The sequence below is a fragment of the Microcoleus sp. S36b_A4 genome (assembly GCF_036700645.1).
Taxonomy (GTDB): Bacteria; Cyanobacteriota; Cyanobacteriia; order Cyanobacteriales; family Microcoleaceae; genus Microcoleus.
In genome coordinates, this window is the sequence record NZ_JAUBPI010000012.1 from 21,989 (window position 1) to 36,718 (window position 14,730).

The 14,730-nt window shown below is 46.4% G+C and carries 12 protein-coding genes; 7 read left to right on the forward strand and 5 right to left on the reverse strand.

Going from position 1 to position 14,730, the window contains the following annotated elements; translation table 11 throughout:
• Nucleotides 1–35 precede the first annotated feature (35 nt).
• Nucleotides 36–809 (reverse strand): 16S rRNA (uracil(1498)-N(3))-methyltransferase, encoded by a 774-nt coding sequence (locus QUA03_RS05900; RefSeq protein ID WP_333210489.1) that lies wholly within the window; start codon nt 807–809, stop codon nt 36–38.
• Between the two features lie 262 nt (nt 810–1,071).
• Nucleotides 1,072–3,063, reverse strand: a complete 1,992-nt coding sequence (sir, locus tag QUA03_RS05905; RefSeq protein WP_333210491.1) for a sulfite reductase, ferredoxin dependent — start codon at nt 3,061–3,063, stop codon at nt 1,072–1,074.
• 298 nt (nt 3,064–3,361) lie between these two features.
• On the opposite strand from sir, the gene QUA03_RS05910 reads away from it, so the two are divergent.
• Nucleotides 3,362–3,610 (forward strand): chlororespiratory reduction protein 7, encoded by a 249-nt coding sequence (locus tag QUA03_RS05910; protein WP_333210493.1) that lies wholly within the window; start codon nt 3,362–3,364, stop codon nt 3,608–3,610.
• 201 nt (nt 3,611–3,811) lie between these two features.
• Here QUA03_RS05910 and QUA03_RS05915 read toward each other — a convergent pair whose 3' ends face one another.
• Together QUA03_RS05915 and QUA03_RS05920 are read right to left on the reverse strand one after the other, a co-directional pair.
• Entirely contained in the window at nt 3,812–4,192 is a 381-nt protein-coding gene (locus tag QUA03_RS05915) for a hypothetical protein (RefSeq protein WP_333210495.1), read from the reverse strand.
• Nucleotides 4,193–4,298: 106 nt separating this feature from the next.
• On the reverse strand, nt 4,299–5,486 hold the full coding sequence (locus QUA03_RS05920) for a glycosyltransferase family 4 protein (RefSeq protein WP_333210497.1): 1,188 nt from the start codon (nt 5,484–5,486) through the stop codon (nt 4,299–4,301).
• Nucleotides 5,487–6,251: 765 nt separating this feature from the next.
• Between QUA03_RS05920 and QUA03_RS05925 the strand changes: the two genes are divergently transcribed.
• The 6 genes from QUA03_RS05925 to serS all read left to right on the forward strand — a co-directional run bounded on the left by QUA03_RS05925 (nt 6,252) and on the right by serS (nt 13,537).
• On the forward strand, nt 6,252–7,298 hold the full coding sequence (locus QUA03_RS05925; RefSeq protein WP_333210499.1) for an ABC transporter substrate-binding protein: 1,047 nt from the start codon (nt 6,252–6,254) through the stop codon (nt 7,296–7,298).
• Nucleotides 7,299–7,479: 181 nt separating this feature from the next.
• Nucleotides 7,480–9,024, forward strand: a complete 1,545-nt coding sequence (locus QUA03_RS05930) for a sugar ABC transporter ATP-binding protein (protein WP_333210501.1) — start codon at nt 7,480–7,482, stop codon at nt 9,022–9,024.
• Nucleotides 9,021–10,025: an ABC transporter permease subunit gene (locus QUA03_RS05935; protein WP_333210503.1), complete on the forward strand. Its 1,005-nt coding sequence runs from the start codon at nt 9,021–9,023 to the stop codon at nt 10,023–10,025. The genes QUA03_RS05930 and QUA03_RS05935 overlap by 4 nt, the downstream gene beginning before the upstream one ends.
• Nucleotides 9,991–10,182 (forward strand): hypothetical protein, encoded by a 192-nt coding sequence (locus QUA03_RS05940; RefSeq protein ID WP_333210505.1) that lies wholly within the window; start codon nt 9,991–9,993, stop codon nt 10,180–10,182. The genes QUA03_RS05935 and QUA03_RS05940 overlap by 35 nt, the downstream gene beginning before the upstream one ends.
• 74 nt (nt 10,183–10,256) lie before the next feature.
• Nucleotides 10,257–11,888, forward strand: coding sequence for an iron uptake porin (locus QUA03_RS05945; protein ID WP_333210507.1), 1,632 nt, complete (start codon nt 10,257–10,259; stop codon nt 11,886–11,888).
• 368 nt (nt 11,889–12,256) lie between these two features.
• Nucleotides 12,257–13,537 carry a serine--tRNA ligase gene (serS, locus tag QUA03_RS05950; protein WP_333210509.1) on the forward strand — a complete coding sequence of 427 codons (1,281 nt, stop codon included), beginning with the start codon at nt 12,257–12,259 and terminating at the stop codon, nt 13,535–13,537.
• 172 nt (nt 13,538–13,709) lie between these two features.
• Here serS and QUA03_RS05955 read toward each other — a convergent pair whose 3' ends face one another.
• Nucleotides 13,710–14,726, reverse strand: a complete 1,017-nt coding sequence (locus QUA03_RS05955) for a hypothetical protein (RefSeq protein ID WP_333210511.1) — start codon at nt 14,724–14,726, stop codon at nt 13,710–13,712.
• Nucleotides 14,727–14,730: the final 4 nt, after the last annotated feature.

Here is a 14,730-nt window from a genome sequence, read left to right on the forward strand (position 1 = left end):
CAAACCCATCAAGTCTCCGATCGGCTTGGTGGATATTAGCACTTCTCAAAAGCCGCTCCAACTAAAGATAAAGCCACAATCGGTGCTGTCACCGCTCTTAAAATTCTACTGCCCAAAGAAACAGCTTCAAAGCCCAATTCGATCGCCCTTTGCACCTCACCTTCAGTCCATCCACCCTCCGGCCCAACAGCAATCACAATCGCTAATTCTCCCCCAGGGGGCGGGCACGGGGGCACCGCCCCTACAAAGGGGGGATAGAAAATACCAATCAAACAATCCCACAAATGCCGATTCTCCCCGCGAGCAACACAAATATATCGATATTTTTGACCGCAATCTTTCATAGCAACATCAAACGAAACAGGCTCTAAAATCGTCGGCACAATTTGACGTTCCGACTGTTCCGCCGCCTCCGCAGCAATTCTTCTCCACCGCTCAACTTTTTGATCGCTTGGTTTGAGCAAAGTTCGATCGCTCGTCACCGGCACAATACTTACCACACCCAACTCCGTGGCTTGTCTCACAACCTCGTCAAAGCCGTTTCCTTTGGGCAATGCCGCCATCAAAGTCACTTCCACGGGTAGCTCCCTGTTCACAGCAATCTCCTCGACTATCAAGGCAAATAGCCCGGTTTCCCGTACTTCTAGGACTGCTAACCACCAATGCCCTCGACCGTCCATCGCAATAAATCGATCGCCCGCTTGCAAACGTAGCACTCGATTTAAATAATGCTGCTGTTCTCTAGTTAAGTCGATTTGGCGATCGCAAATTTGAGCGGCAGTAATTGCTAATCTTTGTAATTGAGGCATTGAATTTGGGATTGTTAGTTTTCTATTAGAGATTTTTTTTATTTAACCGCAGAGAACGCAGAGAACGCAGAGGAAGAGAGAATGAGAGGAGATAGGCAGGCGGGGTTTCAACTGTTCAAAAAACAATAAAGGCAAAGCATCTACAACCCGAATTATTTTACAAATTCAAGTTTTTTTTTGCAAATGCTCTGCCTTTATATTACTTTTGCCAGAAGTCTATTGAATACAATCGAAAATCACAAATTGAAAATCGAAAATCGGCTTATCCTTCCTCCTTAATCTTCTTTAAATAAGTGGAAATGGCTTCTGTAGCTAGCTGCGTGATTGGCTTGCCCTGACGGGCTGCTTCTTCCTTGAGCTCGTTGTAAATTTCATCGCGGACGCTAATTCGACGGCGGACTTTGCCACCGCCAGCAGTGGCAGTCTCGTTTTCATCGCCGTTACTAGACGTAACTTCTAATTCATTAATCTCAGTTGTCATCGAGTCAGCAGATTGGTAGTTGGTTACAAATTGACGGATAGATTCTAACCCGACGCGATCGCAAAAATTGCCAAAACTCTCGCTCAGTTGCCGTTTTTGCTTGAAATAAACAAAAATTGGCTCCAGAAAAGCTTCAAAATCCTTGACGTGCAGCTTTTCCTCAATTGGTTTTGCCAGCCGCGTTTGGTCGGGAGAACCGCCCAGCCAAATCTGGTAGGATTCCGGCGAACTCCCGACAAACCCCAATTCTGCCATATAAGGGCGGGCGCATCCATTTGGGCAACCAGTCATCCGCACCACTAAATGCTCGTCTTCCAAGCCCACTTTGGTCAAAAGTGCCCGAATCCGCTCTAAAATACTCGGCATCACGCGCTCAGACTCGGTAATCGCCAGCCCGCAAGTCGGCATTGCCGGACACGCCATCCCATAGCGCACCAAGGGGTCGATCGCAGTTTCCCGCTGAATGCCGCATCGATCGAGTATTCCCTGAATTTCTTCTTTAATATCCGGCGAAATATCGTAAATCAGCACGTTTTGGTGTGGCGTCGCCAGTATCGGCAAGTTGTACTTCTGCACAATTTCCCGCAAAGCTGTTTTTAGCTGAAATGAACCTTCATCTTTAATCCGGCCATTATCCACAGAAATGCCGACAAACAGTTTACCGTCTCCTTGTTCATGCCAGCCCAAGAAATCAAAATACTTCCACTCAGGCAGCGGTTTAAAGGCTTCTAGCGGCTTGCCAAAATATTCGGCTACTTTTTCGCGGAACCACTGTACGCCTTTGTCGTTAATCAGGTACTTTAGTCGCGCGTGCCGTCTGTCTGTGCGATCGCCAAAATCTCTTTGGGTTGCTACAATTGCCTTGACCAAATCGTAAACATCATCCTTGGCAACATAGCAAATCTCGTCCGCCACCCGCGCAAAAGTCTCTTCTTTGTTGTGAGTACGGCCCAAACCGCCGCCAGCAAACACGTCAAAACCTTGCAACTCGCCAGCTTTATTGGTAATTACCACCAAGCTCAAATCCTGAGAGTACAAGTCTATTGAATTGTCTCCCGGCACGGTAACGGAACACTTGAACTTGCGCGGCATATAATGGCTGCCGTAAATCGGTTCTTCTTTGTCGTCGCTAAAGATTGTGCCGTTGGCGTTTTTCTGTCTCGCGGCCTTCACTGCGGGGTCTTCCTCAGCCGAAACAGCTTTTTCGCCATCCAACCAAAGTTCATAATAAGCACCGGTTTGCGGTGTCAGCAAATCGGCGACATTGTTAGCGTATTGCAGCGCATACTTGTATTCTGGGCGATTTTTGTACGGTGCTGGAGGTGCCATGATGTTGCGGTTCAAGTCGCCGCAAGCTCCCAAGGTTGACCCCATATTTTTAATAATTGAGGAAAACACTGCTTTAAGATTTTTTTTCAACACGCCGTGAAGTTGGAAACCTTGGCGCGTTGTGACGCGGAGTGTGTGGTTGCCGTATTCTTCAGATAGCTTGTCTAAGGCTAGGTATAATTGCGGCGGAGTGAACCCGCCGGGATTGCGGGTGCGGAGCATGAACTGATAGTCTTTTTCTTGTCCTTTAACTCGATTGTCGCGGTTGTCTTGCTGGTACGAGCCATGAAATTTGAGAATCTGAAGCCCCTCTTCGGTGAAGTGGGTAGTTTCTTGTAACAGTTCAGTCGCAACGGGTTCTCGTAAATAATTGCTGCGTTCTTTGAGACCTTCTGATTTAGAGGGCTTGCGCGCAACTGGGGTTGAAGTGGAAGATGTGATCATGGGAATGTATAGTGCCAGTTATAATTAGATACAGCCGATCGAATATTTCTTGACAATTTGACACTTGACAAATTTGCACTTGACAAATCTCCTCAGAAATGCTGTGTCGGATATGTTGACAACTCGGTTAACAAGTCAGTTAACAAGTAAGTTAATAACGGTAATCCGGTAGGAATTCTGATGTTGTTCAATTGTAACACGATCGAGCCGGGCCTGAAAAATTGTAATTAAGAGTTTATACTTTGGTTTGCTTAAGTGTACGAAACTTTAGAAATAATTAACCTCAACCTTTGAAACTATGTCACTGTATGACGAAGACACCTTTGTGGTGTTAGAAACAAACCAGCCAGAGCAGTTTTTGACTGCGGCGGAACTGTTAGAAAAGCTGAAAGCCGTGTTAACTGAGGAACACGAAGATTTGCCGCAGGACTTGCATAAAATATCTGGCGTGGAAGCTCAAGCGAAGTATTTGATTGATACTTATTGTGAATTAGATGTCGGGCCTGGAAAATTTTTGCAGTGGTATGCAGTGCGCTTAGAAAAGTAATTTTGGGCATCGGGCATCGGGCATCGCGCATTGGGCATCGGGCATTGGTTATTAGAACCAACCAGTAACAAATAACAACCAACAGGTAACAAATAGCAAATAGCAAATAACAACCAACAAATAACTTATGCCCGATGGCCGATGCCCCATGCCCGATTCCCAATTCCCAATTCCCAATTCCCGATTCCCAATTCCCAATGGTTAATCTTCTAACTGTTGAACCGATGATACTTCTACTGCGGTAACATCGATCGTACCGGGCGGTGTCAAGCGACTAAAATGACCTTCCTCTATTTGCAGAGGTTCGCCGCAGTTGGCACACTGAAACTGAGTTTGATTTAAAGCTGTAAATTCGTATTGACAAACTGGACACTTATCTTCAATTAAATTGCGTTTCAGCCACCACTGAAGCGCGAAAAATGCGACCACAGGTGTCAGCAACAAAAAAGCTACTACAATCAACACTGATTTAACTATCCAACCCAAACCAATAGACACCAACAAACACGCGATGCCCAGCAGTATCAGCCAATTACTAATACGGGGTAGCTTGAAAGATATTTTGGGGCTGCCTTGGTTCACGGTGGTCTCCTTGGGTGTCTTTGCAGGTAGGCATAACTCTATCCTACTCAGAAATTCAGGCGGTCGATCGAGTTAATTTTCCCATTGTACACCCAGAAACCGCTCTCTACGGCATAAGCTTATCTGAGTCAGAGGGTTTAAAAATTCCTAGTAAGGATTGACAAAGGGATTCAAAACTAAATCTTGCGAGGGTTTGTTCCCTCAACCAGTGGCGATCGCACCTTTTATCCTCTCCTCGCAGCATTTCCACACAAGCAAGCGCTACTGCTGCTGAATCTCGGTGAGGAACTCGCCATCCCAGTTTACCATCTTGCAGCGGATCGGCAGACCCGTCCGCGTCCCCCGCAAGTACGGGTACTCCGCAAGCCAGCGCTTCCAAATAAACTATACCGAACCCTTCCTGGGAGGGCATTACATAAGCATCGGCCAACTGGTAATGTGCTGGTAAATTTTCTGTCGGTACAAAACCGGCAAATATTACTCTTTCGGTAACTCCCAAATCATCAGCGAGTTTCGCTAATCTAGAGCGATCGTCTCCGCGTCCAATAACTAAGTATTTCACATTGGGAAACGTTTTTGCTATTTGTGGTAAAGCTTGAATTGTGACATCGACGCCTTTGTAAATATCCGTCGATCGCAATCTGGCTACAGTCATCAATATTTTAGCATCAACCAGATTGTACTGCTCTAATAAATCCTGTGGCTTGGGCCCAGTGGTAAATATATTTTCATCTACAGTACAAGGCACTATTTGGAATTTTTCGGGATTTAAGTTGTTAATTTCGCAAGTACGCGCGGCGAAGCTATCCCGTAGGGAATCGCGCGTGTACCTGCTAATAGTCCAAATACTGTCAGCTTTACTCATTGCTGTTTGATATTTGGGCCCAAGCGGTTCCCACACTTCCTTGCCGTAAGTTAAGATTGTGTAGGGAATTCCCAAGGGTTGGCACAGAATTTGAATTAGCGGTGCGAGTTTGATGTGACCGCAAAAAACCCGCTGCGGTCGTTTTTGCAGCAAGCGAGTTAGTAATAGTGTAGCAAACTTAAGACGACCTAAGCCGGGATTCTGGGTTTTGAGGTAATAAAATTTCAGATTTCTTGACTCGTAAGCATTGTTGCAGTGTGGGGAATCTCGCAGCAGCAAAACTTCAGCTTGCGGCGAGTTTGTCCCTGCGGTTATGGACAGGTAAGCTTTGAAAATGTCTTTAACGTAGGATTGAATGCCACCTTCGCTGGCAAATATTTCTAGGAAACAGAACACGTAATTTGTCGATCGCATCTCAGATTTACCCATTGACAGCGCAGACAATTATTGCAGTATAGTGATTTTGCCAATCCGGGCGATCGCCATTGTCCAGAGCTTTTAAACCATGTCATGATGACTGTAATTGCAGGTTTTACAGACAAATATTAGACTCCCCCACTCTCACCGTTGGTTTTGAGCGACAATCTGCTTTTTTACTATGGCTTTTTAACGGGTGGCATGGGTGAGTGCGAAACTTTGTTTGCAGTTTACTATAATCTACCGTAATTGACTGTAAACTTAATGATTTTTTACAATATCCTACCCCAACCAAAATTTAAGATTTATTGAGTTGGTGCGGTGCATCCGACCAGACTGCGGAGCAGCATATCGGTGTCGATCGAGGCTCTCCCATCATTAGTTTTTGCTAAAAGTTTTGTCTATCCAAAGATAGATATCGAGCCAGTATTGAACTGTTATCATCAGCAAACATAGAGAGTTAAATTCAATATGACTCTGCCAGGTTTTAAAAACAATTTCTGAAAAATTTTGTCGAAAATATTCTCCTAAAATTTTCTCAACCACTGCAAAATTTAATGCTCATAAAGCATTTAAAAAAAATCAAGCATCGTTGATTTTTTTTGCAGGGAGGACAGAGACTGGATATTTGTATCTTGTCTGTTTGCAAAAGCAGTCTAACGAGCCGAGCCAGAAAGTTTTACGAGAAGAAAAGAAACAAGGTTTGGTACAATCATGTACGAAGAAAAGCCTGTCACCTAAAACATTAGGTATTTGAGCTTAAACCTAACAAAGCTAATGTTAGGTTGGCAACGTCATATTTACGAGCGACTCTCTCCAAACGAGCCTTCATTGGAGTTTGAGGTGAAACGAGTAACGATCGCACTCAGTCTTTTTAGTCTACTCAGCAGCACTCTGGCAAGTTGCACCGCAGCTTCCCAGAACGCTCAAAACAGCACACAACCAAGCAACTCCGAACTTTCATCAGTTGCTGTAGCAGTCCGTGACCTCGGCAATCCATTCTTCGTACAAGTTGGCAAAGGTGCTGAGGCCGCAGCCAAGAAAATCGGCGGTCCAAACGTGAGGACAACTCTCGTTTCCAGCGGCGACGATTTAAATCAGCAATTTAATCAAATCGAAAACTTTATTGCCTCTAATGTCAGCATGATTGTACTCAATGCTGCGGACACCAAAGGCATTGCACCCGCTGTCGAAAAAGCCAAGCAAGCCGGAATTCCGATAATTGCAGTTGATACCGCTGCCGAGGGAGGCGTTGATGCCACAGTTACTTCAAATAACGTGCAAGCTGGCGAAGTAAGCTGTCAATATATAGCCGATCGCTTGAAAGGAAAAGGCAGCGTTGTGATTATCAACGGGCCTCCCGTCGCTTCAGTGGTCGAGCGAGTTCAGGGTTGCCAGAATGTGCTCTCCAAATATCCCGATCTCAAGGTTCTTTCCAAAGATCAGAACGCTGAAGGCAGCCGCGATGGCGGATTGAGAGTCATGAGCGATTTGCTTACTTCCTTCCCAAAAATTGATGCTGTTTTTGCAATTAATGACCCCTGTGCCATCGGTGCAGAATTAGCAGCCAAACAAGCACAAAGAAGCGAGTTTTTCATTGTGGGAGTTGATGGTGCACCTGAAGCTTTAGATGCGCTCAAGCAGAACAACAGTCTCTTTGTGGCTACAGCAGCTCAAGATCCATTTCGCATGGCAGCCAAAGCCGTTGAAGTCGGGAACGACATTCTGAAAGGAAAAAAGCCAGCCAATCCAAACATTCTGATTCCAGTCGCGCTGATTACTCGCGAAAACGTCAATCAACATAAAGGCTGGACAAGTGAGTGACCTTCTTCGTGTCAAGTTAAGACTAAAACCCTTGAGGAATCCCGTTTTTTCCCGAGTCTAGATCCCCCTAAATCCCCCTTAAGAAGGGGGACTTTGAGAAGAATCTTCTCCCCCCCTTGTTAAGGGGGGCTAGGGGGGATCTAAGTTTAATAGTCCAGCAGATTTTCTTACGGTATTTACGATGGTAAATAGCACTCAACCTTCAATTAAAACTAAGCCCGTCCTGGAAATGCAAGGTATTAAAAAAACCTTTAACGGTTTTGTAGCCTTGCACGATGTAAATATCACCGTTTACCCGGGCGAAGTCCACGCCCTCATGGGGGAAAACGGTGCGGGCAAAAGTACGCTGATGAAAATTCTGGCCGGAGCTTACATAGCCGATGCAGGCGAAATCAGAATTGACGGCGAAGCTGTTAAGATGACCGACCCCGGTCAAGCCAGAAATTTAGGGATAGCGATTATTTATCAAGAACTCAATCTCGCCCCCAATCTGACAGTTGCTGAAAACATTTTTATGGGCAGCGAGCTGAAGAAAGGAGGTACATTTTTAGACCAAGATGAAATGCGGCGTAGGGCCGCTGAGGTATTAAAAAACCTCGATGCAAATTTTGAGGCTGGAGACCTGGTTTCGACACTTTCAATTGCCGAACAGCAGCAAGTGGAAATAGCTAGGGCGCTCAAAGACAACAGCCGAATTTTAGTGATGGACGAGCCGACCGCCGCGCTTTCAGACCGCGAAACAGATAAGCTTTTTGAAGTGGTTCGCCGCTTGCGGAATGAGGGGATTGCTATTATTTATATCAGCCACCGGATGGCAGAAATTTATGCCCTTGCCGATCGCGTGAGCGTCATCCGAGATGGCGGGTATATTGGCTCTCTTGAAAAGCACGAAATTTCTGCCGAACGCCTGGTGGAAATGATGGTAGGTCGTTCTTTACAGGATTTGTACGAACACAAGCATCAAATAACACCGGGTGCAGTAGTTCTTGAGGTAACAAATTTAAGCGACGGCCACAAAGTAAAGCCGGCCAGTTTTCAACTTCATGCGGGCGAAATTCTGGGTTTGGCGGGTTTAGTTGGCGCTGGCAGAACAGAACTTGCTCGCCTAATTTTTGGTGCAGATCGGAAGGTAAGTGGTGAAATAAAACTGGAAGGTCGCCCTCTCAATGTCTCGACACCCAATGAAGCAATGGCCGCAGGAATTGCTTACGTGCCAGAAGATCGCAAAGCTCTCGGACTATTTTTAGAGGCTAGTTCGGGTGAGAATATTACCATGAATGTCCTCGATCGAGAAACAAAAGCTGGCATTATTAACTCAAATTTTCTGTTAAAAGTTGTCAATGATGCTATTAATAATTTGCAGATTCGCCTTGCAAGTCCGAGCATCAGGGCAATGGATCTTTCTGGGGGAAATCAGCAGAAGTTGCTGCTAGCGCGTTGGTTGGCTATCAACCCAAAGGTACTTTTGCTAGATGAACCGACGCGAGGTGTGGACATTGGCGCAAAAAGCGAAATTTATCGAATTATTAGCGATTTGGCAGCCAAAGGTGTAGCTATTTTGATGATTTCCAGCGAACTGCCTGAAATTGTGGGAATGAGCGATCGCGTCTTAGTGATGCGCGCAGGAAGCCTTGTCGGTGAAGTAGGCGGATCGACTGGGGAAAAGATTACGCAAGAAAACATTATGGCTTATGCCACTGGTGCAAAAGAGGTAGTAAAATCATGAGTCAAACGCAAACAAAAACCAGCAGAAGTTCAGGGAGCGATCGCCAAAAAGCCAGTAAATCTCAAGCTTGGAGAAATTTTATCCAAGTGGCCGGTATCCTGCCGATTTTGGTTGGCATCTGTATAATTTTTTCCCTGGTAACGCCCAACTTTCTTTCCGTAGGAAATTTGATCAATGTCATCCGGCAAGCATCGATCAATATTGTCCTAGCTACCGGCATGACTTTTGTGATTTTGACGGGCGGGATTGATCTTTCTGTCGGCTCAATTTTGGGTGTGACTGCCGTAGTCGGGGTACTGGTTTCCTTAGTCCCAGGTCTGGGTTGGTTTGCCGTACCGGCGGCGTTAATAGCCGGAGTCTTTTTGGGATTGCTTAACGGCTCCCTAGTTGCCTATTTAGGTTTGCCTCCGTTCATCGTAACCCTGGGTTCTTACACAGCTTTGCGGGGAGTTGCTTATTTAGTAGCTAACGGCACTACAGTTATCAATAGAAATTTGAATTTCGCTTGGGTAGGTAACAATTATGTCGGGCCAATTCCCTGGTTGGTTATTATCGCTTTTCTAGCAGTTTTAGCGAGTTGGTTTGTCTTGAGACGGACTGTTCTAGGGAGGCATATTTACGCCGTGGGAGGCAACATTCGGGCAGCACGATTGACAGGTATTAAGGTGAGTCGCGTGCTGTTATTTGTCTATGGCGTGAGTGGGTTGCTTTCTGGTTTAGGTGGAATTATGAGCGCGTCGCGCCTCTACAGTGCGACGGGAATGTTGGGGCAAGGCTACGAATTAGATGCGATCGCTGCTGTAATTTTGGGAGGAACGAGTTTTACAGGTGGAATTGGCACTATTTGGGGTACTTTGCTGGGGGCTTTAATTATTGCCCTGCTCAACAATGGACTAACTCTCATGAATGTGTCTTTCTTCTGGCAGTTAGTTGTCAAAGGTCTGGTGATAATTATCGCCGTGACGATTGACAAAGTTCGCACCGGTTCAAGCGCAGCGTAAAGGTATAGAAGAAGGAAGAAGGAAGAAGGAAGAAGGAAGAAGGAAGAAGGAAGAAGGAAGAAGGAAGAAGGAAGAAGGAAGAAGTCCCCTGCCCCCCTTGGGGGGAAGGAAGAAGGAAAAAGGCAAATGCAATAATACCAAGGGTTACAGCTATTAAGAACGTCCTAACAGTCTAGAAGGTGGCTGTATTGCTCATTCTGGCGATCGGTTCCTTATGCGGAGCTTTGTCCTATGCACATCCAGCATTTTTTTCACCTGATTACTGCTTTTATACTCGGAACACCTGGTGTATTTCTACTAACATCATCCCCAAGTTTGGCGGCCCCAATTGATAGATTAGTTGCTCCTGAACCGTTAAATACCTTGACAGAAAAACCCTTCGCGCAGGTGAATTCTGTCTCTCAACTCTCGGATGTAAAACCCACTGACTGGGCGTTTCAGGCGCTGCAATCTTTAGTTGAACGCTACGGCTGCATTGTCGGTTATCCCGATGGAACTTACAGAGGAAACCGGGCGCTGACGCGGTACGAATTTGCCGCAGGATTGAATAGCTGTCTCGATCGAGTCAGCGAACTAATTGCCGCAGGAACAACCAACCCGATTACTGCGGAAGATTTAGCGATCGTCCAAAAGCTGCAAGCAGAATTTGCCACTGAATTATCGGTGTTGCGGGGTCGAGTCGATGCTCTCAATGCACGCACAGCCGAACTAGAAGCGAATCAGTTCTCGACTACGACGAAGCTGAATGCGGAAATTATCGTGGTGGTAACAGATACCTCCGGCAACAGTGTTGGGGATTCGCGCGATCGCACCAACACTATTGTTGCCAACCGGGGGCGATTAAATTTTGAAACCAGCTTCACCGGTCGCGATATGCTGAGAACCCGTTTGGAATTCGGCAACTTGGGCAGGATTGCCGATGAGACGGGTACAAATATGACGGCCTTGAACTTTGATGGCAATGTCGATAACACAATCACCGTCCCTCACGTATTGTATGTCACCCCGCTGACCTCTAATCTGGCGCTGACCGTCGGCCCCACAGGTGTCGGGTATCCCGATATTACGGATTTGCTGACTCCTCCCACGATCGCCAGCGATAGTGAGGGAATTCCCTCGAAGTTCGGACAATACAATCCCCTCTACCGCCGGGGAGGTGGCGGTGCTGCTGTCAACTGGACGATCGTCAAAAACCTCACCCTGACTGTGGGCTATGTCGCAGGCAATCCCAACCTCTCGCAGCAAAGTAACGGTTTATTCAACGGTTCGTACAACGCTCTGGTTCAGCTTGCCTACCGGGGCGATCGCGGAGCAATTGGCGTAGCCTATTCTCGAACCTTTGCACCAAGCGGTAAAGCCGATCTCACAGGCGGTACGGGCAGTTTTCTGGCTGCGCGACCGTTTGGCGACAATATTGCTACATCCAGCGATTCTGTAGGCGTACAAGGATTTTACCGCCTTGCTCCCCGCTTCCAAGTTCACGGCTGGGGCGTTTATACTCGCGCTAATGCTGAAAATTCCGGTGTTAGCAGCGTTTCTGATGGTAGAGGTGGCGTGGTTTTGCTAAATGTTGACGGTGACGATCGCGCCGATGTTGTGTATGCAGCGATCGGGATCAGTTTCCCAGATGTTGGAGGTCAAGGCAACCTACCGGGGATTTTGGTGGGTTTGCCAGGTCGCGTGACGAGCAGTAATGTGCGCCGCGAGCGAGATACTTCCTATCACATTGAAGCGTTCTATCGCTTTCAGGTCAACGACAACATTTCCATCACCCCTGCTGCTTGGGTCGTTGTTAATCCTGAGAATGACAGCCGCAACGACACTCAATGGGTTTGGTTGCTTCGCACGGGCTTTAACTTTTAACCGGACAGATATTTTAGTAACCTAGTCTTGGACGCAAAAACCCAGTTTCTTGACGTAATTGCCTCATTTGAGACGATAATCGCGAGAAACCGGGTTTTTTAGACTGAGAGTGCATTCAAGGCTTCAATTCTATGCCACACAACAAAAAACCCCTACCATCGCTGGCTGGGGTAGAAAATTATCAGGGTGCATCTACTAATATTTGCAACTATAACATACATTTGCGGGGTGTCACCCTCCAGGGGTGACACCCAACGAAGATTTTGAGTCAGAATAAATTATGATTCAATATGCCAATGATTAACAAAGCTGCTATATCATCTCGTTCTGTCCCAGCCGCTCTAAAATTTAAGATTTAGAATAAATCTGTGCTAGACCTCAAATTAATCCGAGAAAACCCGCAAGCCGTGCAAGAAAGCCTCAACCTGCGCGGAGGTAACTATGAAATCGAGCCGATTTTGCAATTAGACAAACAGCAGCGGGAGTTGGAAGGCAAGCGATCGCAACTACAAGCCCGCAGCAACGAAATTGCCAAACTCATCGGTCAAAAAAGAAAATCGGGTTTACCCCTCGAATCACCCGAAATTCAGGAACTGCAGGCAGAAGGCAACGCAGTCGGCACCGAGTCGAACGAATTGCAAGCACAGGAAAAAGAACTAAAAGCTCAAATAGAAGCTTTATTGCTACCGCTGCCAAACTTGCCGGGTTCCTCAACGCCGATCGGCAAAAATGAAGAAGAAAACGTCGAAATCCGGCGCTGGGGAGACGAATACATTCCCCAAAATACGGGAATTTTGCCACACTGGGAAATCGGCGAAAAATTAGGAATTATCAACTTTGAACGGGCAGTAAAAATTGCTCAGCCCCGCTTTGTAAGCTTAATGGGAGCTGGTGCAGCCCTGGAAAGAGCGATTATTCAATTCATGCTCGATCGCCACACAAAAGCAGGTTATGTAGAAGTAATTCCCCCATTTTTAGTTAACACTGAATCCCTGACTGCTACGGGTCAATTACCCAAATTTGCTGAAGAAAGTTTCAAGTGCGACCAAGATGATTTGTGGCTGATTCCTACTTCGGAAGTTCCGGTTGTCAATTTGTACAGAGGTGAAATTTTGACAGCCGAACAGTTGCCAATTTATCACTGTTCTTATACTCCTTGTTTTCGGCGCGAGGCTGGCAGTTACGGCAAAGATACGAGGGGATTAATTCGATTGCACCAATTTAATAAAGTTGAATTGGTAAAACTCGTGCATCCGAGTACCTCCGAGGCAGAACACGAAAAGTTAGTGCAGGATGCTGAGGGAGTTTTGCAGGCGTTGAAATTGCCTTATCGGGCGATCGCACTGTGTACGGGCGACTTAGGTTTCGCGGCGGCAAAAACCTACGATTTAGAGGTGTGGCTGCCATCTGCGGGCAAATACCGCGAGATTTCCAGTTGTTCCAACGTCGCAGATTTTCAGGCGCGACGGGCAAATATTCGCTTTAAAGAAGCTGGTAAAAAAGGCACTCAATTCGTTCACGCCCTTAACGGTTCCGGTTTAGCTGTGGGCCGGACAATGGCGGCTATTTTGGAGAATTACCAGCAGCCAGACGGAACTGTAAAAGTGCCGGAAGCCTTACAACCCTATTTGGGACGGGAAGTTTTATAGACAACAAGATGATTCGGCAATTAACTGGTTGCCCAGGCTATGCCTGGGAACCGATGTCGAGAGGCTCTGCCTCGCTTGCTTGCGAAAATTGGAGGCAGAGCCTGGTAACGAGTAGAACTCTTGTGGTGTAGGCATCCTGCCTGCCATTGACTGGCTATTTACCAGATGTCTATTACAGTTTGAGCAACGCTTCTTTGATATTTAATGCCAAAAATCTATCCAATGCTAGATACATCCAGTAAACAGATAACTGACTATCACTGCTAGTCTTATGAAATCCTAAAGCCAGGGACTGTTTTTCGTACATGGGGTGAATCATCAGCGTGTACAAGTCGCAAAGATTTGGAAAATCTGTTTGCATTTCGCCTAAAACTTTTTGTGCGTCTTCGAGAAAAGCAATGCGGTATTCTGACAAATACTGCGGATCGATCATCCAACTGCGGACAAATACTGACTGGCAATTTATATCTCCTGGTAGCGCCATCTTGAAAGGATCGATATCGGAAATAGAACTTAAATGAAGCCCTTTACTAGGAGCATTAAAAAAATTTACTTCAGATTCGCTAGCTGTGGGATAAAGTAAGTAAAATCCGACTGGATTGAAATTATCTGAACGGCGTAAAACTCGCATTCCCTTTGAGTATTGACTGGCAAAAAGGCGGAGAATTTTAGCAATTTTGTGGGGAACGGCGTTAGTGTTGCGGTTCATCCAGTTGTAATTTGTGGCTAATAAATTGGCAACGGGAATCGCGTCGCACCGAGGGTTGAAGTCATCTAATTGGAGTTGTACTGGCTTTTGAGGTTCGGCGGTTTCTAAAATTTCTGAAACTGGTTGAATTTGAATTGCCGTAGCGTTACCATCAAAGTGTTTTGCGATTAATCCGAGTGCTGCTAATTTATCTAACATCATTCCGGCGGCGCGATCGCTCCCGCGATCGGAATCGGAGTAAAATAGTTCGGCGGCTTCCCGGTGAGTGCACTGCACTTCTGTTGCTGGCACTTCCAGTTTTGCCAGCGGTGGTTTGAGACGGGGCTGGCTTTCCTGAAGCTGTTTCACCGATAAGTAAACCCAAAGCCTGATAAAGCATTCAGCCCTAGTGCGAGTTACGCCTACTCGTTTCATCAACAGCGAAACAGCCGTGCGGCGTTGAGAAGAAGAATACCAAGTATCTAGTTTTGCAATATCCATTTCA

Bases quoted from the DNA above. Each gene is read 5' to 3' on its own strand.
- QUA03_RS05900 (WP_333210489.1), bottom strand. From the start codon at position 809: ATGCCTCAATTACAAAGATTAGCAATTACTGCCGCTCAAATTTGCGAT.
- sir (WP_333210491.1), bottom strand. From the start codon at position 3,063: ATGATCACATCTTCCACTTCAACCCCAGTTGCGCGCAAGCCCTCTAAA.
- QUA03_RS05910 (WP_333210493.1), top strand. From the start codon at position 3,362: ATGTCACTGTATGACGAAGACACCTTTGTGGTGTTAGAAACAAACCAG.
- QUA03_RS05920 (WP_333210497.1), bottom strand. From the start codon at position 5,486: ATGGGTAAATCTGAGATGCGATCGACAAATTACGTGTTCTGTTTCCTA.
- QUA03_RS05925 (WP_333210499.1), top strand. From the start codon at position 6,252: ATGTTAGGTTGGCAACGTCATATTTACGAGCGACTCTCTCCAAACGAG.
- QUA03_RS05930 (WP_333210501.1), top strand. From the start codon at position 7,480: ATGGTAAATAGCACTCAACCTTCAATTAAAACTAAGCCCGTCCTGGAA.
- QUA03_RS05935 (WP_333210503.1), top strand. From the start codon at position 9,021: ATGAGTCAAACGCAAACAAAAACCAGCAGAAGTTCAGGGAGCGATCGC.
- QUA03_RS05945 (WP_333210507.1), top strand. From the start codon at position 10,257: ATGCACATCCAGCATTTTTTTCACCTGATTACTGCTTTTATACTCGGA.
- QUA03_RS05955 (WP_333210511.1), bottom strand. From the start codon at position 14,726: ATGGATATTGCAAAACTAGATACTTGGTATTCTTCTTCTCAACGCCGC.